General features: G+C 46.1%; 22 protein-coding genes. 15 read left to right on the plus strand and 7 right to left on the minus strand.

Annotated features, from left to right (window positions below; genetic code table 11):
• Positions 1 to 68 precede the first annotated feature (68 nt).
• The 4 genes from tilS (at position 69) to GXP65_RS12490 (ending at position 3,321) form a co-directional block, all read left to right on the plus strand.
• Positions 69 to 1,415 (plus strand): tRNA lysidine(34) synthetase TilS, encoded by a 1,347-nt coding sequence (tilS, locus tag GXP65_RS12475; RefSeq protein WP_162092950.1) that lies wholly within the window; start codon positions 69 to 71, stop codon positions 1,413 to 1,415.
• A 64-nt stretch (positions 1,416 to 1,479) separates the two neighbouring features.
• Complete coding sequence (locus GXP65_RS12480) at positions 1,480 to 1,794, plus strand: cytochrome c (protein WP_045421728.1); 315 nt, start codon at positions 1,480 to 1,482, stop codon at positions 1,792 to 1,794.
• A gap of 227 nt (positions 1,795 to 2,021) precedes the next feature.
• Complete coding sequence (gene glnB, locus GXP65_RS12485) at positions 2,022 to 2,360, plus strand: nitrogen regulatory protein P-II (protein ID WP_005380372.1); 339 nt, start codon at positions 2,022 to 2,024, stop codon at positions 2,358 to 2,360.
• 112 nt (positions 2,361 to 2,472) lie between these two features.
• A complete protein-coding gene (locus GXP65_RS12490) occupies positions 2,473 to 3,321 on the plus strand; it encodes an endonuclease/exonuclease/phosphatase family protein (protein WP_162092951.1) in 849 nt (282 codons plus the stop codon).
• 27 nt (positions 3,322 to 3,348) lie between these two features.
• Here GXP65_RS12490 and GXP65_RS12495 read toward each other — a convergent pair whose 3' ends face one another.
• The 3 genes from GXP65_RS12495 to gloB all read right to left on the minus strand — a co-directional run bounded on the left by GXP65_RS12495 (position 3,349) and on the right by gloB (position 6,629).
• The gene (locus GXP65_RS12495) at positions 3,349 to 4,035 is read right to left on the minus strand and encodes a YIP1 family protein (RefSeq protein ID WP_005430220.1); all 687 of its coding nucleotides are present in this window, start codon (positions 4,033 to 4,035) and stop codon (positions 3,349 to 3,351) included.
• Positions 4,032 to 5,618: a LysM peptidoglycan-binding domain-containing protein gene (locus tag GXP65_RS12500; protein WP_162092952.1), complete on the minus strand. Its 1,587-nt coding sequence runs from the start codon at positions 5,616 to 5,618 to the stop codon at positions 4,032 to 4,034. The genes GXP65_RS12495 and GXP65_RS12500 overlap by 4 nt, the downstream gene beginning before the upstream one ends.
• Positions 5,619 to 5,870: 252 nt before the next feature.
• A complete protein-coding gene (gloB, locus tag GXP65_RS12505) occupies positions 5,871 to 6,629 on the minus strand; it encodes a hydroxyacylglutathione hydrolase (RefSeq protein WP_162092953.1) in 759 nt (252 codons plus the stop codon).
• Between the two features lie 39 nt (positions 6,630 to 6,668).
• Here gloB and GXP65_RS12510 point away from each other — a divergent pair, with 39 nt between their 5' ends.
• Positions 6,669 to 7,424: a class I SAM-dependent methyltransferase gene (locus GXP65_RS12510; RefSeq protein WP_012128679.1), complete on the plus strand. Its 756-nt coding sequence runs from the start codon at positions 6,669 to 6,671 to the stop codon at positions 7,422 to 7,424.
• On the opposite strand, the gene rnhA is transcribed toward GXP65_RS12510, so the two are convergent.
• On the minus strand, positions 7,421 to 7,885 hold the full coding sequence (rnhA, locus tag GXP65_RS12515) for a ribonuclease HI (protein ID WP_005533940.1): 465 nt from the start codon (positions 7,883 to 7,885) through the stop codon (positions 7,421 to 7,423). The genes GXP65_RS12510 and rnhA overlap by 4 nt on opposite strands.
• Before the next feature lie 58 nt (positions 7,886 to 7,943).
• On the opposite strand from rnhA, the gene dnaQ reads away from it, so the two are divergent.
• From dnaQ to GXP65_RS12555, 8 genes are all read left to right on the plus strand, one after another.
• Complete coding sequence (gene dnaQ, locus GXP65_RS12520) at positions 7,944 to 8,660, plus strand: DNA polymerase III subunit epsilon (protein ID WP_045369557.1); 717 nt, start codon at positions 7,944 to 7,946, stop codon at positions 8,658 to 8,660.
• A 15-nt stretch (positions 8,661 to 8,675) separates the two neighbouring features.
• Positions 8,676 to 9,926, plus strand: coding sequence for a TIGR03503 family protein (locus GXP65_RS12525; protein WP_162092954.1), 1,251 nt, complete (start codon positions 8,676 to 8,678; stop codon positions 9,924 to 9,926).
• 221 nt (positions 9,927 to 10,147) lie between these two features.
• Entirely contained in the window at positions 10,148 to 10,762 is a 615-nt protein-coding gene (locus GXP65_RS12530; RefSeq protein WP_162092955.1) for a hypothetical protein, read from the plus strand.
• An 8-nt stretch (positions 10,763 to 10,770) separates the two neighbouring features.
• The gene (locus tag GXP65_RS12535) at positions 10,771 to 11,211 is read left to right on the plus strand and encodes a DUF488 domain-containing protein (RefSeq protein WP_162092956.1); all 441 of its coding nucleotides are present in this window, start codon (positions 10,771 to 10,773) and stop codon (positions 11,209 to 11,211) included.
• Between the two features lie 62 nt (positions 11,212 to 11,273).
• Positions 11,274 to 11,813, plus strand: coding sequence for a DUF4326 domain-containing protein (locus GXP65_RS12540; RefSeq protein ID WP_346265905.1), 540 nt, complete (start codon positions 11,274 to 11,276; stop codon positions 11,811 to 11,813).
• A gap of 234 nt (positions 11,814 to 12,047) precedes the next feature.
• Complete coding sequence (locus tag GXP65_RS12545; RefSeq protein ID WP_012128676.1) at positions 12,048 to 12,440, plus strand: DUF1353 domain-containing protein; 393 nt, start codon at positions 12,048 to 12,050, stop codon at positions 12,438 to 12,440.
• Between the two features lie 80 nt (positions 12,441 to 12,520).
• Positions 12,521 to 12,931 carry a GNAT family N-acetyltransferase gene (locus GXP65_RS12550; RefSeq protein ID WP_162092958.1) on the plus strand — a complete coding sequence of 137 codons (411 nt, stop codon included), beginning with the start codon at positions 12,521 to 12,523 and terminating at the stop codon, positions 12,929 to 12,931.
• 260 nt (positions 12,932 to 13,191) lie between these two features.
• Entirely contained in the window at positions 13,192 to 13,455 is a 264-nt protein-coding gene (locus tag GXP65_RS12555) for a hypothetical protein (RefSeq protein ID WP_047481390.1), read from the plus strand.
• A gap of 105 nt (positions 13,456 to 13,560) precedes the next feature.
• Here the strand turns inward: GXP65_RS12555 and fadE are convergent, their stop codons facing one another.
• Positions 13,561 to 16,005 (minus strand): acyl-CoA dehydrogenase FadE, encoded by a 2,445-nt coding sequence (fadE, locus tag GXP65_RS12560; protein ID WP_162092959.1) that lies wholly within the window; start codon positions 16,003 to 16,005, stop codon positions 13,561 to 13,563.
• Positions 16,006 to 16,363: 358 nt separating this feature from the next.
• Between fadE and lpcA the strand changes: the two genes are divergently transcribed.
• Entirely contained in the window at positions 16,364 to 16,939 is a 576-nt protein-coding gene (gene lpcA / locus GXP65_RS12565; RefSeq protein ID WP_005436835.1) for a D-sedoheptulose 7-phosphate isomerase, read from the plus strand.
• 61 nt (positions 16,940 to 17,000) lie between these two features.
• Positions 17,001 to 17,846, plus strand: a complete 846-nt coding sequence (locus GXP65_RS12570) for a class II glutamine amidotransferase (RefSeq protein ID WP_162092960.1) — start codon at positions 17,001 to 17,003, stop codon at positions 17,844 to 17,846.
• A 398-nt stretch (positions 17,847 to 18,244) separates the two neighbouring features.
• Here the strand turns inward: GXP65_RS12570 and purN are convergent, their stop codons facing one another.
• Both purN and purM read right to left on the minus strand, forming a co-directional pair.
• Entirely contained in the window at positions 18,245 to 18,883 is a 639-nt protein-coding gene (gene purN / locus GXP65_RS12575; RefSeq protein WP_005533957.1) for a phosphoribosylglycinamide formyltransferase, read from the minus strand.
• A 143-nt stretch (positions 18,884 to 19,026) separates the two neighbouring features.
• Positions 19,027 to 20,067 (minus strand): phosphoribosylformylglycinamidine cyclo-ligase, encoded by a 1,041-nt coding sequence (gene purM / locus GXP65_RS12580; RefSeq protein WP_017189240.1) that lies wholly within the window; start codon positions 20,065 to 20,067, stop codon positions 19,027 to 19,029.
• Positions 20,068 to 20,219 lie beyond the last annotated feature (152 nt).

Below are 20,219 nucleotides of genomic sequence, written 5' to 3' on the forward strand. Positions count from 1 at the left end.
AAGATAACAGATAAAATAGAAAGGGTTGGGCGTGCGTCCAACCCTTTTTTGTTTCTATCGGATGATTTATGGAATCGCTTTACGCGCAATTTGCTCAAGTTCTTGATCGTTATTACCAATCAGGCACCAAGATTGTCTTGGCGTTTAGTGGTGGGGTAGATTCGCGTTTATTACTCGAACTGCTTAGTCGTTATCAGCAAGCGTATTCGGTAGACAATCAATCAACAGATTCTCACTCATTCAAGTGTCACGCCGTATACGTGCATCATGGTTTAAGCTCCAACGCGGACGAATGGGCGGATAAATGTTTAGTGTGGGCTGAGCAAGCGGGAATTACCTGTTCTGTTGAGCGTGTGAGTCTAGACACTAACAGCGGCGAAAGTATAGAGCTGTTGGCTCGAGAAGCGCGTTATCAAGCGTTGGCGAAGCACATCCAGTCCGGTGATTTATTGCTGACAGGTCAACATGCCGATGACCAGGTGGAAACCTTCTTGTTAGCGTTGAAGCGCGGCAGCGGCCCGAAAGGTCTATCTTCAATGGCAGAAAGCATGCCGTTTGCTGGTGGCACTTTGGTCCGTCCGCTATTAGCTATCAAGCGCGAGCAGATTGAGGCCGTAGCGAAGGAGCAAGGGCTAGATTGGGTAGAAGACGAAAGTAATCAAGATACGCGTTACGATCGTAATTTCCTCCGTCATCGTATTGTGCCAGAACTTTCTGAACGTTGGCCGAGCATCCATCAAGCGGTGCAGCGCAGTGCGAGTTTGTGCGCGCAGCAAGAAGCTTTGCTGGACGAGTTGCTTAGCGCAGTGTTTGAACGCGCACTACAAAGTGATTTGAGCCTGAGTATTGAAGAGTTAGCGACGCACAGTGAATTGGCTCGTGCGCGATTGGTTCGTATGTGGCTGGCTAAGCTAAATGCCAATATGCCAACGCAAGTTCAGCTCAATTTGATTTGGAATGAGGTCGCGCTGGCGCAGCAAGATGCCAATCCAAAGCTTCAGCTCAAGCAGGGTGAAGTTCGCCGTTTTCAGAATCGCCTGTATTGGGTAACCGAAACGGTTGATGTCACGACGTGGCAAAGTGCCATTCAAACCGATACTGCTTTGCTGTTGCCCGAGCCGTTGGGAGAGCTCACCTTGAGTACCAACTCAGAGCAAGCCACCATTGCTATGCCGCCTCATCCAGAGCTATTGCGAGTGACGTTTAATCCAGAAGGGCTCTCTGCGCACCCAACCACGCGTAACCATAGCCGTAAGCTGAAGAAGTTATTCCAAGAGTACAATGTGCCAAGTTGGCTGCGTCGCCAAATACCGATTCTGATGTACCAAGATCAGGTGGTGGCGGTCGGCGATTTGTTTGTTGATCAAGCCTTCAGTGGTCAAGATTGTGAACTTATCTGGCGCAAGTCGTTGTAATTCATGCCACAATGTCGATTATAAAATATAAAAATCCTTAAATAAGAATCGATTAGGTGAAGCAATGAAGAAAACAATCATGGGCGCAATGGTGGCGCTAACCATGTTAAGTGGGCAAGCTCTGGCGGCAGGTGATGTAGCCGCAGGGCAAGCAAAAGCAGGCGTATGTGCTGCTTGTCATGGCGCGGATGGTATCGCGGTGATTCCTGGTTACCCAAACCTGAAAGGTCAGAACGAGCAATACATCGCTAGTTCAATCAAGGCTTACAAAGCGGGCCAACGCACGGGAGGTCTAGCGCCAGTGATGCAAGCACAAGCTAATCTGCTGTCTGACGAAGATATCGCAAACTTGGCAGCGTATTACGCAAGCTTGAAGTAATAAGCACGGGTGCAAGCCAGATAAAGATTCAAATCAAGCCAGAGCCAAACGCTCTGGCTTTTTCGTTTGGTGCACATGGGATTGCTGACTTCGCGACTTTGTTACATTCATCCGCAAATAAATTCCACCAGTGTCAGGATTTTCAAGTGCTTGATGATAACAAGGATTGAATGTTGTGAGGTGCTAACCGATAATATGCGCAAACGATTGAAGCTTAAGGGATGAACATGAAAAAGATTGAAGCGATTATCAAGCCATTCAAATTGGATGATGTTCGAGAAGCGTTGGCTGAAGTAGGCATTACAGGGATGACAGTCTCTGAAGTGAAAGGCTTCGGTCGTCAGAAAGGTCACACAGAATTGTACCGTGGTGCAGAGTACATGGTGGATTTCCTGCCTAAAGTGAAGCTAGAAATTGTAGTGACGGAAGACGTTGCAGACAAGTGTGTTGAAACCATCATTGAAACGGCACAAACCGGTAAGATTGGTGACGGTAAGATCTTTGTTACGGATATCGAGCGCGTAGTACGTATCCGTACTGGCGAAGAAGACGAAGACGCGATTTAAGATTTCACTTCATTATGTGGTGAAAATTTGAGTAAGCTAAAAGGGAGCCGAAAATGGCTCCTTTTTTATTATGAGCATTTTATGCGTGCCATTTTTGTCGTTAGGTAGGCCTATGTATCAGCGTTTAGCTTTTGCGGTAGTTTTTCTTATTATCGCCGGACTTGTCAGCTTTCAGGTGATCTTCACGGTGCCAGAGCAACCACAAATCATTACTCAAACAGGAACGAACATTACTCAAGATATTCGCTGTATGGAGTTTAAACAGCCACAGGTGCTCGACAAGGATGGTGAGTTAAATGTCTTGGTGTGGAACATCTACAAACAAAACCGAGACAACTGGCAGCAAGCTCTCGATGCATTCTCTGCCAATAAACAACTGCTTTTACTACAAGAAGCAAGCTTAACCGATGAATTCAAAAACTGGCTGGTGGATGGGCACTGGGTCAGTAACCAAGTCAGTGCGTTCAAAGCGCTTGGCAGTGGGGCGGGGGTGATCAGCATTGCGCAGAAAGAACCCATTCGAGCTTGCGCGTATACGTCTAAAGAACCGTGGCTGCGTTTGCCTAAATCCGCGCTGTACAGTAAGTATCAGCTCAGTAACGGTGAAACCTTGGCGGTGGTGAACATTCATGCAATCAACTTTACCGTGGGCACCGAGGAATACACGTCACAGTTGTCTGTATTAGAGAAGGTGCTGAAGGAGCATACAGGCCCGATTCTGTTTGCAGGGGATTTTAATAGCTGGAGCGAAGAACGCTTAACGGCGATGAAGAAAGCACTGCAAAAAGCCAATTTGCAGGAAGTGACGTTTAGCCAAGACAACCGCACTCAGTTCATTACCGGCTTGCCACTCGATCACGTTTTTTATCGAGGTCTGACCCTCAAAAACGCGAAAGCGCCGCAGAGCGACGCTTCCGATCATAATCCATTATTGGTGTCGTTTACGCTTAACGACCAGTAAGGGCTCTTATGAGTTCGCTTAAATGGCTCAAGCAATAACGATGTACAACGCCCAAATTACGTAGAACGCAATCCAAGGCAGGCTCGAAATCACAAGAGCCTGTCCGCGTTCAAACTCTGTCCAAGTCAGAACCACACCATAGCCCAATACAATGTACCAAGGCAGCAGTAGCGGTAGTGAGCTAGCAAAGTGCGACCACTCGTTGGTTAAAGGCAGTTTCAACAAACCATTTAGGCTGTTTAAATCCGCCGCGTACGTCATTACCTGACCGTGTTTCAGTAACAGGCTCGCATAGCTTGCGATGTCGCCTAAAACCGCAGGGAACAGGATTGCAGAAGCCGCTGCAAACCATTTCCAATAGCCGTATTGTTGTTTGCTTGCTTTAGTCGCTAGGAAGAACCACAACGCCAAAAGCAGCAGAGTCGCAAAGCGGTTGAACACGTCATTAATGATCGCACTTGCCATCAGCGTGTTTGGTTCCAACAGTTCAATCTGCTTAGGATCGACCTGTTGGAATTGAGCCGTTAATTGTTCACTTAGCCAAGTGAAATCCACATTCGAGAAATAGGCACCCCAGAATAGGAATGGGCTGAGCATCAAAAAGATGAACGGTTGCCACCCCCAGCCTCCACGCTGATACAGCGCTAGGAAGCACGATGTTGGAGAACGGAAAATATCCAACAACATTACAAGCGGGTTACTCGATGGGTTCATACACTTACCTTAGTTACGTCAACATACAACTTAAGCTTCTGACCTGGTTTCAGGTACTTCTGCTTTTGAAGAGAATTCCATTTCACGATGTCGTTGCTCTTCACCTTAAACTTGCTCGCAATGCCACTGATGGTATCGCCAGAACGCACGTTATAGAAAACGGTGCGAATGACGGCGCCCTTGTCTGAGTTCTTCCAAATCACCAGCTTTTGGCCAACGCGCAAGGTGTCTTTTGGTCCCATGCCGTTCCATTTCGCCAGAGACTTATGAGAAACCTTGTTCTCTTTTGCGATAGACCACAAGCTCTCGCCAGATTGCACAACGTGAGTCAGTTTGAATTGACCGCGAGCTTGAGATTGCGTTTTGTTCAGGCGATTTTCGGCGGTTAACGCGTACTTAGCATCGTCTTTTGTTGACGTTGGGATCATTAGGTACTGACCAACGCGAATATTGTTGTTTTTTAGGCCGTTAGCACGTTGGATAACTTTCGTTGTCGTACCGTACTTTTGAGCCAATACGCTGAGTGAGTCACCAGACTTCACTTTGTAGCGTGCGACCTTCATGCCTTTACCACGGTTCTTCTTCACCTGAGCAAGGAACTGATCCTTTTTCTCGATAGGAATAAGAAGCTGGTGTGGGCCATTAGGTGCTGTCGACCATTGGTTGTAAGCTGGGTTGTAACCTTGCAACTCTTTCACACCAATGCCTGCGTAGTCTGCCGCAATTGCGAGATCCAATTGTTCTTTTGGATCGACTTGCGTAAGCACAGGTTTGTTCGGGATCGGTGGAATGTCGATGCCGTACTTATCTTGGTTCGCAATGATGTCTGCAAGCGCAAGTAGCTTAGGAACGTAACTGCTGGTCTCTTTTGGAAGGTCCAAAGAGAAGAAGTCCGTAGGTTTACCTAGCTTTTTGTTCTTACGAATCGCGCTTGATACACGACCGCCACCACTGTTGTAAGCGGCAATCGCTTGGTCCCAGTTACCGTCAAAGCGCTCGCTTTGTTGCTCTAGGTAATCAAGAGCAGCATCTGTCGCTGCGTACACATCACGACGACCGTCGTACCAGTAGTTTTGCTCTAGGCCCATCATCTTGCCGGTACCAGGAACGAACTGCCAAAGACCTGCCGCACTGCCGTGTGAGTACGCGAATGGGTCAAATGAGCTCTCTACGATAGGTAGAAGCGCCAACTCCATTGGAAGACCACGTTCTTCAATGCGTTTTGTAATCATGTACAAAAACGGCTGTGCACGCTCAGAAACGGTGCGCAGGTGGTTAGGGTGCTTCAGATACCATGTACGGTAGTATGCCACTTTCTTGTTATCTGGGATGTCCATCTCAAGCTGCATGCCGATACGACGCCATACATCTTCTTGTTCCTGAGGAGAAAGGGTTTTCGGCGTCTCTTTAGCAGGTTTCTTTGCTATCGATTGCTTTTTCTTGGAGTCCGCTTGAGCCGCGTCTTGTTTTACCGCTTGCTCGGACTTATTGGTTTCTGGTGTTGGGGTGTTTGTTGAATCTGACTGTGTCAATTGACAGCCAGAAAGTAGTAACGCCAACGCCCAACTGTACTTTAAACGCATGGATTCAGCCTATCTAGGGCCTGTTTATCTTCTCCTGCCTGTCGCGCAACAATGTGCGTGGCAGTCGCAAGATAATAGACATCTTGTAACACTAACTAAGGGTAGAGGCGGGTTTGCCGCTACTTTATGCGTTTGGGTGAAATTCAAACAGATTTATATCAGCCCCAAACGCAATAGAAGCGCCAGAGGCGCTTCTATGAAAATCAGCTCACGATAATACTTGCGTCGTGCAAGTTTACAAGCAGAAATTGGTTAAAATTCGTTCTTCCACTCACGTAGAGCTGTAAAAACCGAGCACGGATCGCTATTTTCAATACGGTTCGTGACAGATTGAATCACTTCTGCGTTGGTTGCACGCAAGAATGGGTTGATTAACTTTTCTTTGCGTAGTGTGGTAGGAATGGTTGGAATGTTTAATCCGCGCAGGCGGTTTACATCGTAACGGTACTGGCGCAAGTGCTCATTGTCGGGCTCAACCGCTAGGGCAAAGGCTACGTTACTTGCGGTGTATTCATGTGCACAGAACACTTCCGTCTCTTCAGGCAGCTTCATGATTTTGCTCAGTGACTCGAACATCTGCTCTGGTGTGCCTTCAAAAATACGGCCGCAGCCAGCCGAGAACAGTACGTCGCCACAGAACAATTTACCGTCACCTACATAGCCAATGTGGCCCAGTGTGTGACCTGGTAAACCGAGCACCATGAAAATTTCACCGAAAAGCTCAAATTTGTCGCCTTCTTCCATAGCATTGGTTAATGTTGGGATAGGTTCTGCTTTCGGACCTACGACAGAAACATGAGGAAAAGCACGAACTAAATCTGAAACGCCGCCAATGTGATCGTTGTGGTGGTGTGTAATTAAGATCGCTTCTAAAGTTAACTCGTTAGCCTGCAAATATTCTAACACTGGCTTAGCATCGCCCGGATCGACCACGGCACATCGCTTATCGCTATTTTGTATCAGCCAGATGTAATTATCATTAAATGCGGGTATGCTTTTGATCTCTAACACGATTCGTTCTCCGTCACCCTTTTAATAGTCAGGTGGTTAATGAAACCAGCACTCAGCAACAAAACTTTACAGCACCCGTCGACCTGGTCAGAGATGAACAATGGGCCGTGGGTACTTGAGTCAATCCAAACCCGACTCGATGAATGGTGTCCGAAGTTGTTCGGTTACCACATGCTGAAATTGGGCGGCTTGAGCTGTGAGCTAACCAGCTGTAGTTGTAACATTCAACACCAAGTCAACGTAGATATCCAGAACCCGTTGCATAATGTCATCGCAGATGGTTACGAATTACCCTTTTTAGAAAAAAGCTTTGATGTTGTCGTGCTTGCTCATCAGCTTGACTATGCAAGTGATCCCCATCGACTGCTGCGCGAAGTTGATCGCGTCATGATGGATGATGGTTATCTTATTATTACGGGCTTTAACCCGATTAGTTTCACTGGCTTAGCAAGTTTATTACCTTGGCGTAGAAACAATTTGCCTTGGAGTGGGCGCATGTTCACCGCCAACCGCATCAAAGATTGGCTGGGCGTACTCAACTATCAGGTGATTCACTGCGATCGTTACGCGTTGTTTCCGATGACGCGTTACAAAACTATGTGGACGTGGTTAGAGAACAGTTTGGGTGATTGGGCATCACCAGCGGGGAGTTTGTATTATATCGTTGCCCGTAAACGAACGTACCCTCTCAAACCTATCAAGCCACATTGGCGCTTGAAGAGAAAGTTAACACCACTGGGTGTGATGAACAGAGAGGGTAGTGCGGTGAAAAAGGTCTCAAGCAGTAAAAACTAAGATGCTTGGTAACCCGTATCTTCTTCGGTTGGGTTCTCAGCGGCTGTGCGCGCTAGCTCATCACAGATTTCATTCTCACGATGGCCTGCGTGGCCCTTAACCCAATGCCAATCTACTTTATGGCGAGCGGTTTCTTTATCCAATGCTTGCCATAAATCGGCATTTTTCACTGGCTTCTTATCTGCCGTTTTCCAGCCACGTTTTTTCCAGTTATGAATCCATTGCGTAATGCCTTGGCGCACGTACTGGCTATCCGTTGTTAACGTCACTTGGCATGGCTCTTTTAGCGTTTGAAGTGCAACCACTGCAGCCAACATTTCCATGCGGTTATTGGTCGTCAGCGTGTAGCCTTTCGCTAGGGTCTTTTCCGTTTGCTTGTAACGCAGCACAATGCCGTAACCACCTGGGCCCGGATTGCCTAAACAAGATCCGTCAGTGAAAATCTCAACGTGTTTGGTCATATTTTTGGTACTATTAGCCGAAACATTTAATAAAGCATAGTCTGACACACATAACCTTATGAATACCAGCAGCAATTCTGAACATAATCGTATTGTCGTTCTCGATACCGAAACCACGGGTATGAACCTAGAAGGCGGCCCGCACTACATGGGTCACCGCATCATCGAAATTGGTGCCGTGGAGATCATCAACCGTAAGCTGACTGGTCGTCACTTTCACGTTTACTTAAAGCCTGACCGTGAAATCCAACCAGACGCGATTGGAGTCCACGGTATTACGGATGAATTCTTGGTCGACAAGCCAGAATACTCTGCCGTACACCAAGAGTTTCTAGATTTCATTAAAGGCGCCGAGCTGGTTGCCCACAACGCGCCCTTCGATACCGGCTTCATGGATTACGAGTTTGAAATGCTCAATCCAGGCATCGGTAAGACGGATGATTACTGTAAGGTGACCGATACCCTTGCCATGGCGAAGAAAATCTTCCCGGGCAAGCGAAACAACCTCGACGTATTGTGTGAACGCTATGGCATTGATAACTCACACCGTACTCTCCACGGGGCATTGCTCGATGCGGAGATTCTAGCCGACGTTTACCTCCTAATGACGGGTGGTCAAACAAGCCTAGAATTTAATGCCAATAAAAAAGATGGCGAAGCCGAAGGCATTCGTCGTGTTGAAGGAAGAAAAGCGCTAAAGGTTTTGCGTGCAACTGCCGATGAAGTAGAAGCACACCAGAAAAGACTCGAACTGGTGAACGACAGTATTTGGTAGTAAATAGGAGAGACTATGTTGAGGGCTTTGTCAGTCGCTATTTTAGCGTTCTGGAGTTGTTTCGCGTTTTCCGCGAGCGAGTCCGCCATGTCTTTGTTAGATAACCGCTTTCGTGTCGATCCTACCATCGAACAGATTACTTTTTTGGTTTATCGTGAACAAAGTTCTCAACCTGTCGTCCTTGTCCGCCCTGATGGTAAAAAATATTACGCATGGGGTACTTACGACAACGTGCGTTGGTATCAAGAACCTTCCCTCGACATTATCTCTGTAGACAAGCCTATGGCGGGCCCTTGGCAAGCCGTAGGTAAAGTGACCCCGAAAAACAACATCCGTCTGATCTCGCACCTCAAACTTAGCACTGATGTGTTCCCGAATCGCCTTTACCACAACGAAGCACTCAAGTTTACTGCGCGTTTAACCTCAGACGATAAGCCGCTTGTACTGCGTGACTTCCTAGACCGCGTCAATTTGCGCGTTACCTTCACTAAGTTTGTGGAGAATGAGGGCGAACTGATTAAAGAAGCTCGCCCAGTACCTATGGTGATTGGTGAGTTTGCCGATGATGGCCGTGGTTTGGATGAAAAAGCTGGAGATGGTGTCTTCACTGTCCAATTACCGATTGACGTTGAGCCGGGCAAATACCGCGCGCGCATTACCTCTGGCAACGGCGTATTCCTTCGAGCACAAGAGCAAGTGGTACTGGTTTACCCATCGCCAATCACGCGCACCTTTATTCAATCACGTCATGCAGACCAGCCACACCAGCTGGTGGTCAGTGGTGAGCAAGGCATGATTACTCCGGGCTCTATCGCGGTGAATGTAGAGCAAGAAGCGCCAGACGGCTTTATCAGTTATAGCCAAGGCCAAGTCTCTGCTGACGGCACCAAAACCACACTTAAGATGGATAATGATCCAGAGTTAGGTAAGTACTCATGGCATGGTGAAGTCTTTGCCACAGACCTGGCGACTAAGCGCTCATTAGTCTTCCCAATCAAAGAGCAGTCATTCAGCGTCGTTGATGAGGTGGATCTTGAAGCTGCACGTTTAGCGAAAGAAGCTGAGATCGCCGAGCAGCGTCGCATAGAAATGGAAAAACGCATCATCGCCGAGCGCGAAGCCGAACGTAAGCGCAGCATGATCATTATTGCTATCGGCAACGTCATTGCATTGATTCTGGTGATTCTATTCTGGATCATCTGGAGCAAGCTCAAAGCCAAGCGCCAGGCCATGCCAGAGATGCAGTTGGAAGTGCCTAAGAAGTAGGGCGGAAGAATTTATATATAGAACGGAGCCGATTGGCTCCGTTTTTTTATTCAAAAAGCGTATTTTTAATATTCAGTTGATACAAATTCAACGCATAGCATTTGATTTCTTATTTGTGATTGATCTTTTTCAAGTTGGGCCATCAATGGTGGTGATATAACTCCTTAACTAACAGAGGTTTGCTTAGTTTTTAAACCATTCTGGTTTTGCAAGGAGAACATATGCCTCAATCTGTAATCGTGGTACTGGCCAATTCTATAAAGCATCGTCAACATTGTGTTGCGGGAAAATGTGTTAATACGGGTAGATGGATTAGACCAGTCTCAAATCTACAAGGGGGTGAGCTTAGTCATCAACAAGCTAGAGTCCGAAATCCACATGGAACTTTCAATGTTAAGCCTCTTCAAAAAGCTCGTGTAGGACTAGCACAGCATGCCCCGCTCCCTCATCAACCAGAGAACTATTTAATTGATAATACAGCTTGGATACAAAATTACTCAATTGATATTGGGCAACTGAATACTTTAGTGGAAGTACCCGCAGATCTGTGGGGTATTGGTAATCGAGTGGAATATGCTTCAATCGTAGATCGAACTTATCATGTCTCTCAGTCTCTTTATCTAGTGCGAGTTGAAGAACTCAGGCTCTATCACAATGCTGATGGTAAAAGAAGAGCTTCATTTACATATGAGAACATTGAGTACGACCTTGCTGCTACAGATCCTCGCTTTGATGATATTGTAGAGAATCACTTACCAACATCTGGAATCCTATGCATTAGTTTAGGAGAGCCATATCAAGGCTACTGCTATAAGCTTGTAGCTACAATCTTTTGAGAGGTATTATGAACATTTACACAATTGGGTTTACTCAGAAAAAAGCAGAAACGTTTTTTCAATTCCTCAAGCAATCCGAGGTAAAAACACTTATTGATGTACGTCTAAATAATGTTTCTCAGTTGGCTGGTTTTGCGAAGCGTGATGATTTGAAGTTCTTCGTACGTGAGCTGTGTAGCGCAGAGTACGTTCATATGCCGGAGTTGGCTCCGACTAAAGAAATCCTTAACCCTTATAAGAAAGGTGACATGAGTTGGGAGAAGTATGAAGATCAGTTCATGAACTTGATGGCAAAACGTAATATTGAGCGCTTGGTAAATCCGTCAGTATTAGATCACGGTTGCTTACTTTGTAGTGAACATGAGCCACATTTATGCCATAGGCGTTTAGTGGTAGAGTATTTAAATGACAATGCTGACTTTGACTTAAAGGTTAAACACTTATTCTGATGGCAAAGATATTAGTTTTATACCCTCTGCTCTTTAACTGCTATTCAAAATTTGCGAGGAAGGTGAGTAAGATAACGTCAAGTTTGAATGACGTAGAGTTGGTCTTTCCTGAGGATCCGAATCAGCTTATAGAAAAATTTTGTACTGAAAATATATCTTCAGTGAAGTCTACAATTTTTTCTAATTGGTCACCTGAGGACATCACACATGCGATTATTTTTGATGATGGTGAAGAATTTGACACTGAACTCGAGTCATTAAAGCATGCCAAAGTTCCTTTCAGATTAATACGCATTAGTATCACGAGAGTTATCAATATAAAATCTGACCAAAGCTATCAAGCTGAAAAAGACTCTCCTCATTATGAATACATTGGTCGGGGCTCCTACTGGGGAAATCCATACTCAATGTTTGAGGATGGTGATCGAGACGAAGTCATCAGGAAATTTAAGTATGACTTTGATTATGAAAAATTTTTAAATGTCGATAAGTCAAAGGTTTATGCTTTGTCTGGTAAGCGATTGGGCTGTTTTTGCAAACCGCAAGCTTGTCATGGTGATGTTTTGGCGGATTTCTTAAACTCTTGGGATGATGGTAAATAAGTTTTAAGCTTCTTTGTCAATTATCTATCTTGTTAGAAAGGAAGGCTCCTGAGTTCTTCCTTTTTTAATTTCGATTTTAACTTTCCGTAATGGTGTATTTGTTTATAGCACTATTTGATTGTGTTTAATGGCTGAGTCATGACAACAATATGTTGGAAAAAACTACCTAAAGAAACTCGCAGACAAGATTTATGTTAAGTGCCTCAAAGAGGCTAGGTGACTAGGAGGTCTCTGGTGAAGTACAAAAAACGTCAGGCATACAAATACAACCTTCATTCCGAAGAAAAGATTGAAACCGGTATCACCCTCGCGCAGCCTTTCGATAGTCCGTTTCTGAGTCTATCTGAGCAAGGGTTGCTGACGATTAAGAAAGGCTATTCATGGGATGGGGCGAGTGGTCCAGCGATTGATACTAAAAACATCCTTAAGGCTTCTCTGGTGCATGATGCGTTGTATCAGCTCATGAGGGAGGAAGTATTGCCGCAAAGCAGTCGAGAACAAGCGGATAGGCTTCTTCGTCAAATATGCCTTGAACATGGCATGTCGAATTTTAGAGCGACGTACATCTATTACGGAGTTAAAGTATTTGGCGGATGTTTTTCCAAGCCGGATCTTTTATCTGCCTGACACGTGTTTTTATAAATTAACTGTTCATTTATACAGCGTTGTTTTGTATGCTTCGAGTGTTTCGAAAGGAGTAGTACATAATGACAATAAGATACGAAGAACATGTCCCAAGCCCACAAGAATACTGTGAGATGCGTGTAAAAGCAGGCTTATCTCCAAAGTCTTTAAAAGCCGCAGAGATTGGGTTGCCGAACTCGCTTTATGGTGTATCTATCCGAGACGACGAATTGTTGATCGCGATGGGTAGAGTGGTTGGTGATGGCGCATGTAACTTTGAAATTGTAGACGTCGCGGTCGATCCTACCTATCAAGGAAAAGGCTTAGGAAGGAAAGTGATGGAATACATAGATGGCTACCTGTCGTCAGCAGCGCTAGAAGGTTCTTATGTTTCTATGATTGCGGATGAGCCAGTCTTCTATGAAAAACTTGGGTACCGCTTAGTGGCACCAAAAAGTCAGGGCATGACAAAGAAGTTTAAACCCCACAAATAGAAGCCGCGCGATACCTAAAAGTAAACTGTCATTCTAGCGAGCCCCAGCGAGACTAAGAATCTATTGTTAGCGCGCTGGGGCGTTTGTTCCTTCACCCTCCACAGAGTGCTCGGCAGTAGGTTCTAGTGCGCACACACAATCACTTCGCTGTTCCTTTACGTATCTATGTTAGACTCTCGCCATCAGCTATATGAATGACTTCTCATTTGTTTACCTGAGGGCAGCAATTGGGCTGCTGTATTCTTATTAAAGGCACAAAAATGAGCAAATTAACTTCAGCTGAACGTAAAGCACGTGACAACGAACGTTTCTCACAACGCGTGAGTGAACGCCGTGAAAAAGGTGAAGATGTCGTTGCGTACGCATTAGCGAACAAAAAGGCTGTGAAGTTCCTGACCAAGTCAGAGAAGAAAGCTTTGAACGAACGTAAAGCGACGCTTCAAGAAGAACTTAAGCTGAAAGAGCAGGAAGAACTGCGCAGAATTGAACAGTCGTTTATCGTTGAAGACAATAACGAACAATAAACGCTTCTTTGCTAACACCGTGTTGTGCTTAGCAGAGATTCAATAAAAAACGGGAGCACCGGCTCCCGTTTTGCTTTCCTACTTATCGTCTAAGCGATCATTCACTCAAGCGACGTTTTCCATCTGAGGGTAAAGCGGCTTTGCGGCCAATAGCTCTGGCTCAAAATCGTCTACGTTGATTGTGTCTAGGCGGTGTTGCTCCGCTTCTCTCAGCAAATCAGCTTCTTCTTGAGTAATCACGCCTTGCTCTAGACCTTCTTGAGCAATCATATCCAAACGCATGAATGGACGGCGTTTACCTTGCGCTTTGCATACCTTATCAAACACAGGCTCAGCTTGAAGAATCACAGACAGTGCCAACTCAATCTTACCTGCTGCGTTGTGTTCTGTTGGCTCTAGGTACTGACCTCGACCAACACGTGAACGTGTTGCACTTGGCGTTTGTAGAATACGAGCAACTTTACTGTCTAGCTTATCACTTGGCGCTTTGCGTACACGACCGAATGGCATGATTAGCACGCGCAGTGCACGACCAATCACTTTGTTCGGGAAGTTCGCTAGGAACTCATCAATCGCCGCTTCAGTTTGCTTCAAGCTGTCTTGCAAGCCCCAATGCACGAGTGGTAAATCTTCAACAGGACGACCATCTTGCTCGAAGCGTTTTAGCGTAGCAGAGCCAAGGTATAGTTGGCTTAGAATATCGCCAAGACGTGCTGACAAACGCTCTTTACGTTTCAACGAACCACCCAGTACCGCCATTGAGATATCCGATAGCAGAGCAAGGTTTGCACTGTAGCGGTTCAATTGTTGGTAGTAACGCTTGGTCGCGTCTTTGGTTGGTGATGAAGAACCTAGACCGTCACTTAGACCAAACCAAATACTGCGCACTAGGTTACTCATGGTGAAGCTCACGTGACCCGCTAACGCTTTGTCGAACTTCTCAACCGCATCGCCAGCGTCAGAATATGCTGCGTTCATCTCTTCAAGAACGTAAGGGTGACAACGAATCGCGCCCTGACCGAAGATGATCATTGAACGAGTTAGGATGTTCGCACCTTCTACCGTTACCGCGATTGGTGCACCTTGGTAACCACGCGCTAGGAAGTTAGAAGGACCCATACAGATACCTTTACCGCCTACGATGTCCATCGCGTCGATGATGCTCTGTTGACCACGGTGCGTACAGTGGTACTTCACGATAGCCGAGATAACTGAAGGTTTTTCACCTAGGTCGATACCCGCTACGGTTAAGTTGCTCGCTGCATCCATCACGTAGGCGTTACCACCTAGGCGCGCTAATGGCTCTTCCACGCCTTCCATGTGACCGATAGGCTGTTTGAACTGACGACGAATGCGTGAGTAAGCGCCCGTTGCCATCGCTGCAGTTTTGATGCCGCCTGTTGAGTTAGAAGGTAGCGTGATACCACGACCAACCGATAGACACTCAACCAGCATACGCCAGCCTTGGCCTGCCATTTTTTCACCACCGATGATGAAGTCCATCGGTACGAAGATGTCTTTACCGCGAGTTGGGCCATTTTGGAATGGTACGTTAAGCGGGAAGTGACGGTTACCAATCTCAACGCCTTTAAGGTCAGTTGGGATTAGAGCACAAGTGATACCAAGATCTTCTTGATCACCAAGCAGGCCTTCTGGGTCGCGCAGTTTGAATGCAAGACCAAGTACCGTTGCGACAGGTGCTAGAGTGATGTAACGCTTGTTCCAAGTAAGACGCATACCAAGGACTTCTTCACCTTGCCATTCGCCTTTACATACCACGCCGTAATCTGGAATAGAACCCGCATCTGAACCTGCTTCTGGGCTAGTCAGTGCGAAACATGGGATCTCTTTACCTTCTGCTAGGCGAGGAAGGTAGTAATCTTTTTGTTCTTCAGTACCGTAGTGTTGCAGTAGCTCACCTGGGCCTAATGAGTTAGGTACACCAACGGTTGACGACAGTACGCCAGAAACACCAGTCAGTTTTTGCAGTACCAAAGATTGCGCGTACGCTGAGAATTCTAGGCCACCGTATTTCTTCTTGATGATCATGGCGAAGAATTTGTTGTCTTTCAGGTATTGCCATACTTCTGGTGGTAGATCGGCCAATTCGTGTGTTACTTGGAAATCACTCACCATGGCACACACTTCGTTTACTGGGCCATCTAGGAAGGCTTGCTCTTCTTTGCTCAGCTTAGGCGCTTTAATTGCGTGAAGTTTTTGCCATTCAGGTTTGCCTTTGAATAGCTCGGCTTCCCACCACACTGTACCTGCGTCCAATGCTTCTTTCTCGGTTTGAGACATAGCAGGCAGGACTTTCTTAAACATCACCAGTGCTTTGCGGCTAATGAGGGATTGGCGAATGCCAGAAACCGCGAACACTGCAACGGCAAGAACGTAAAGTACCCAGCCAATAAAACCAACTGAGCCTGCGATTGTCAGTGCTAGCATGGCAGCTGTTAGCAGGCTGACGGATTTCACGAGTGACATTCTGTGGTAAAGCGTAATGCCTAATACAACTGTCATCGCTACGATTGAGAGCAAGATGTCCATATGTTTTTTCCTTTTCAGACTTTAATTATGTTGTACGTCTGTATTTTGGTAAGAGGTCTAACCAGTACTGTAAGTGTAATCAAAATATTAAATAAATGTAAATTCTGAGATTGAGCAAAAAGTGATCTAAGTAGAGTTAAAATTCTAAAGTTGAGAGTTGGGTGATGATTTCGTAAGCAAGTTAACAAGTTTATTACCGTGATAAATCCAAATCTGTTGCTTCGCTATCGACACTAATTCTCGTTTGTGGGTAAACTCAGAGTAATGAACTGTCCGGTGTGAATTTCACATCAGAACAATTTGCCAAGCGAGAGGCTCAACCTCACTGCTGTGGCCGAGATAATAAAGAGAACGTCTTATGTACCAAGATCTGATTAGAAGTGAATTAAACGAAGCTGCTGAAGTTCTGAATAAGTTTTTAAGTGATGACCACAACATCGCGCAAATCGAAGCGGCAGCGAAAATGATTGCTGACTCATTCAAGCAAGATGGTAAAGTGTTGTCGTGCGGTAACGGTGGTTCTCACTGTGACTCTATGCACTTTGCAGAAGAGCTAACAGGCCGTTACCGTGAAAACCGCCCAGGTTACGCTGGTATCGCTATTTCAGATCCAAGCCACCTTTCTTGTGTCAGTAACGACTTTGGATACGATTTCGTATTTTCTCGTTACGTAGAAGCGGTTGGTCGCAAAGGTGACGTTCTGTTTGGTTTGTCGACTTCTGGCAACTCAGGCAACATCCTAAAAGCAATTGAAGCGGCACAAGCGAAAGGCATGAAGACGATCGCGTTAACGGGCAAAGATGGCGGTAAGATGGCTGGTCTTGCTGATATCGAGATCCGCGTACCACACTTTGGCTACGCAGACCGCATTCAAGAAGTGCACATTAAGATCATTCACATCATTATTCAGTTGATCGAAAAAGAGATGGAATAAGATTTACAACTAAGCCAAATACTGGCTTAGTTGTGTTTTAAGGTAAGGAGTTCGTTAAACCATGTGTGAATTGCTCGGCATGAGCGCAAATGTTCCAACAGATATTTGTTTCAGTTTTACAGGGTTGATGCAGCGCGGTGGTCGCACTGGCCCGCATCGTGATGGTTGGGGGATCACTTTCTATGAAGGAAAGGGGTTCCGTACTTTCAAAGATCCCAACCCAAGTTGTGACTCTCAGATTGCTGAATTGGTGCAAAACTACCCGATCAAAAGTCGTGCTGTAGTAAGCCATATTCGTCAAGCTAACCGAGGTGGTGTGAATCTCGAAAACACCCATCCGTTTACGCGTGAGCTTTGGGGGCGTTACTGGACATTTGCACACAATGGTCAGCTAACTGACTACCAAGATTTGCACACAGGGCGTCATCGTCCGGTGGGACAAACGGACAGTGAAATGGCGTTTTGCTGGCTCTTAAAGCAGATGGAAGATAAGTTTCCTGAACCTCCTCAGGATATGGAAGCGGTCTTTATCTATGTTGCAAAGTGCTGCGACAAGCTGAAAGAGAAGGGCGTGTTTAACATGCTGCTCAGCGATGGTGAGTTTGTGATGACTTACTGTACCAACCATTTGTACTGGATCACGCGTCGTGCACCATTTGGTAAGGCTGCGCTGTTGGATGAAGATGTAGAAATCAACTTCCAAGAAGAGACAACGCCAAACGATGTGGTTTCTGTGATTGCAACTCAACCGCTTACTGGCAATGAAACATGGCATCGCATGAAGCCGGGCGAGTACGGTTTGTTTCACGTTGGGGGATTGGTATTGAACAATGCCAAAGCTCTGGAAGATGTTCCATTTGCTGCACCGAAGCCGGGTAACCAAGCGCCGACTGAACCGTTGGAGTGAATGGTTTCGGACACTGAATAACTAAATAAAGCTCGCTTAATCACGAGCTTTATTTTTATGCGTTTTAAACCGAGGGTGGATACGGATGAGCATTCTTACTTCTTAGCGTGCTGATAGTAGATTCCTAGTCTCGCCAAGGCTCGCTGGAATGACGTAAGTGATTGAAGTGAAATTGATCTTTCTTTGCCTACAGCGTCATTCTGAACGACGAGGAACGAGTCAGATTCAGAGTCTGCTATCCGAGTGTTGTATTGCTAAGGTGGTGTCAGGGACTTTTTAGGCAGTTAGTTTTGGTTTCTAGTTTGACAACGGCTTCATTGAACCAAGCTTATAAGATTTAAAATAACAAAAGGCAGCCTGATCGCTGCCTTTTTGCGTTTGGAATTTGGTATTCAGAATTACTCGTCAGCGTAGCCGTGCTCACCAAGCTCAAAACCATCGAGATACGCTTTGCCTTCGGTCATAGATAATCGCCCGTCGACTAACCACTTAGTCACCATTGGGTAGATCTTGTGCTCTTGAGTCTGAACGCGTGCAGCGAGTGCATCGGCATCGTCACCTTCAAATACGGGTACTTTGGCTTGCAGTACCACAGGGCCGCCGTCTAACTCTTCTGTGACAAAGTGTACGCTAGTGCCGTGCTCTTTATCGCCTGCATCAATCGCGCGCTGGTGGGTGTGTAGCCCCGGATACTTAGGCAGGAGAGATGGGTGGATGTTGATCATTTTACCCAGGTAGTGGGAAACAAACGCGCCACTGAGAATACGCATATAACCTGCAAGCACAATCACGTCCGGTTGGTATTCATCGATTTGTTTCATCAGTTCAGCATCAAAGTCTTCACGTGATTCGAATGCTTTTGGATCGACAAAATGCCCATTCACATCAAACTGTTTTGCACGCTCTAAACCATAAGCATCAGCTTTGTTGGAGAACACCGCCGCGACTTGTGCATTTGGCATACTGTCTTCGCAAGCTTCCAAGATGGCTTGAAGGTTACTGCCGTTACCCGAAATGAGGACCACTATGTTTTTCATGATGTTGAGACTGCCTTGCTATTGTAGGTTTGAAGTGCGTATCCGCTAAATTACCTACTATTAGAATGGTTTTCGATGTTCCAGATAGCAGAATGAGGACATCGCGTCCTCATTCTTTTTATTTTTTGAGCTTGATTCGCAAGTTATTGGATTTCAACTTGCTCTTCATTGGCTTCTGCTTGAGCGATTTCACCAATCACCCATGCGTTTTCGCCTTCTTCTTTAAGAAGTGCAACTGCTGCGTCCGCTTGGTCTTTTGGTAGTGCCACGACTAGACCAACACCACAGTTGAACGTACGGTACATTTCGTGCGTTTCAACGTTGCCTTTCTCTTGTAGCCATTTGAAGATGATTGGCCATTCCCAGCTGTTACCGTCGATCACGGCTTTAGTGCCTTCAGGCAGTACGCGTGGGATGTTTTCCCAGAAGCCACCACCTGTAATGTGAGAAATCGCGTGGATGTCGTGCTTCTCAATCATCTTAAGTGCTGATTTGATGTAAATCTTCGTTGGTTCTAGTAGGTGCTCACCGATAGTGCGACCTGCTAGCTCTTCGTTTTTATCTGCGCCAGAAACTTCTAGGATCTTACGGATAAGAGAGTAACCGTTTGAGTGTGGACCGCTTGAGCCAACCGCGATAAGTGCATCGCCCGCTGCTACTTTGGTGCCGTCAATTACGTCTTCTTTTTCTACTACGCCAACACAGAAGCCAGCAACGTCGTAGTCTTCGCCTTCGTACATGCCCGGCATTTCAGCGGTTTCACCACCGATAAGTGCACAGCCTGCTTGAACACAGCCATCAGCGATACCAGAAACTACGTCTGCCGCTGTGTCTACGTCTAGCTTGCCTGTTGCGTAGTAGTCTAGGAAGAAAAGAGGCTCAGCACCTTGAACGATTAGGTCGTTCACACACATTGCCACTAGGTCAACGCCGATAGTGTCGTGCTTGTTCATATCCAGCGCTAGGCGAAGTTTTGTACCTACACCATCAGTACCAGAAACCAGTACAGGTTGTTTGTATTTTGTCGGCAATTCACACAATGCGCCAAAACCGCCGATACCACCCATCACTTCAGGGCGACGAGTACGCTTAACCGCACCTTTAATACGATCTACAAGCGCGTTGCCTGCATCAATATCTACACCAGCGTCTTTATAGCTAAGAGAAGAGTTGTTACCACTCACAGGGAAGTCCTCGGTTTTTAAGTTGGATATGAAAACGGCGCTATTCTACCAGTGGTTAAATACAGATAGCAAACGTTTGCGTCGGTTTTTTTCTTTAGTGATCTATCCTGATATCCCTGCAAAAATCATGTATAATCTGAAGGTTTGTTTAA

The organism is Vibrio sp. LB10LO1 (assembly GCF_010092875.1).
Classification (GTDB): domain Bacteria; phylum Pseudomonadota; class Gammaproteobacteria; order Enterobacterales; family Vibrionaceae; genus Vibrio; species Vibrio campbellii.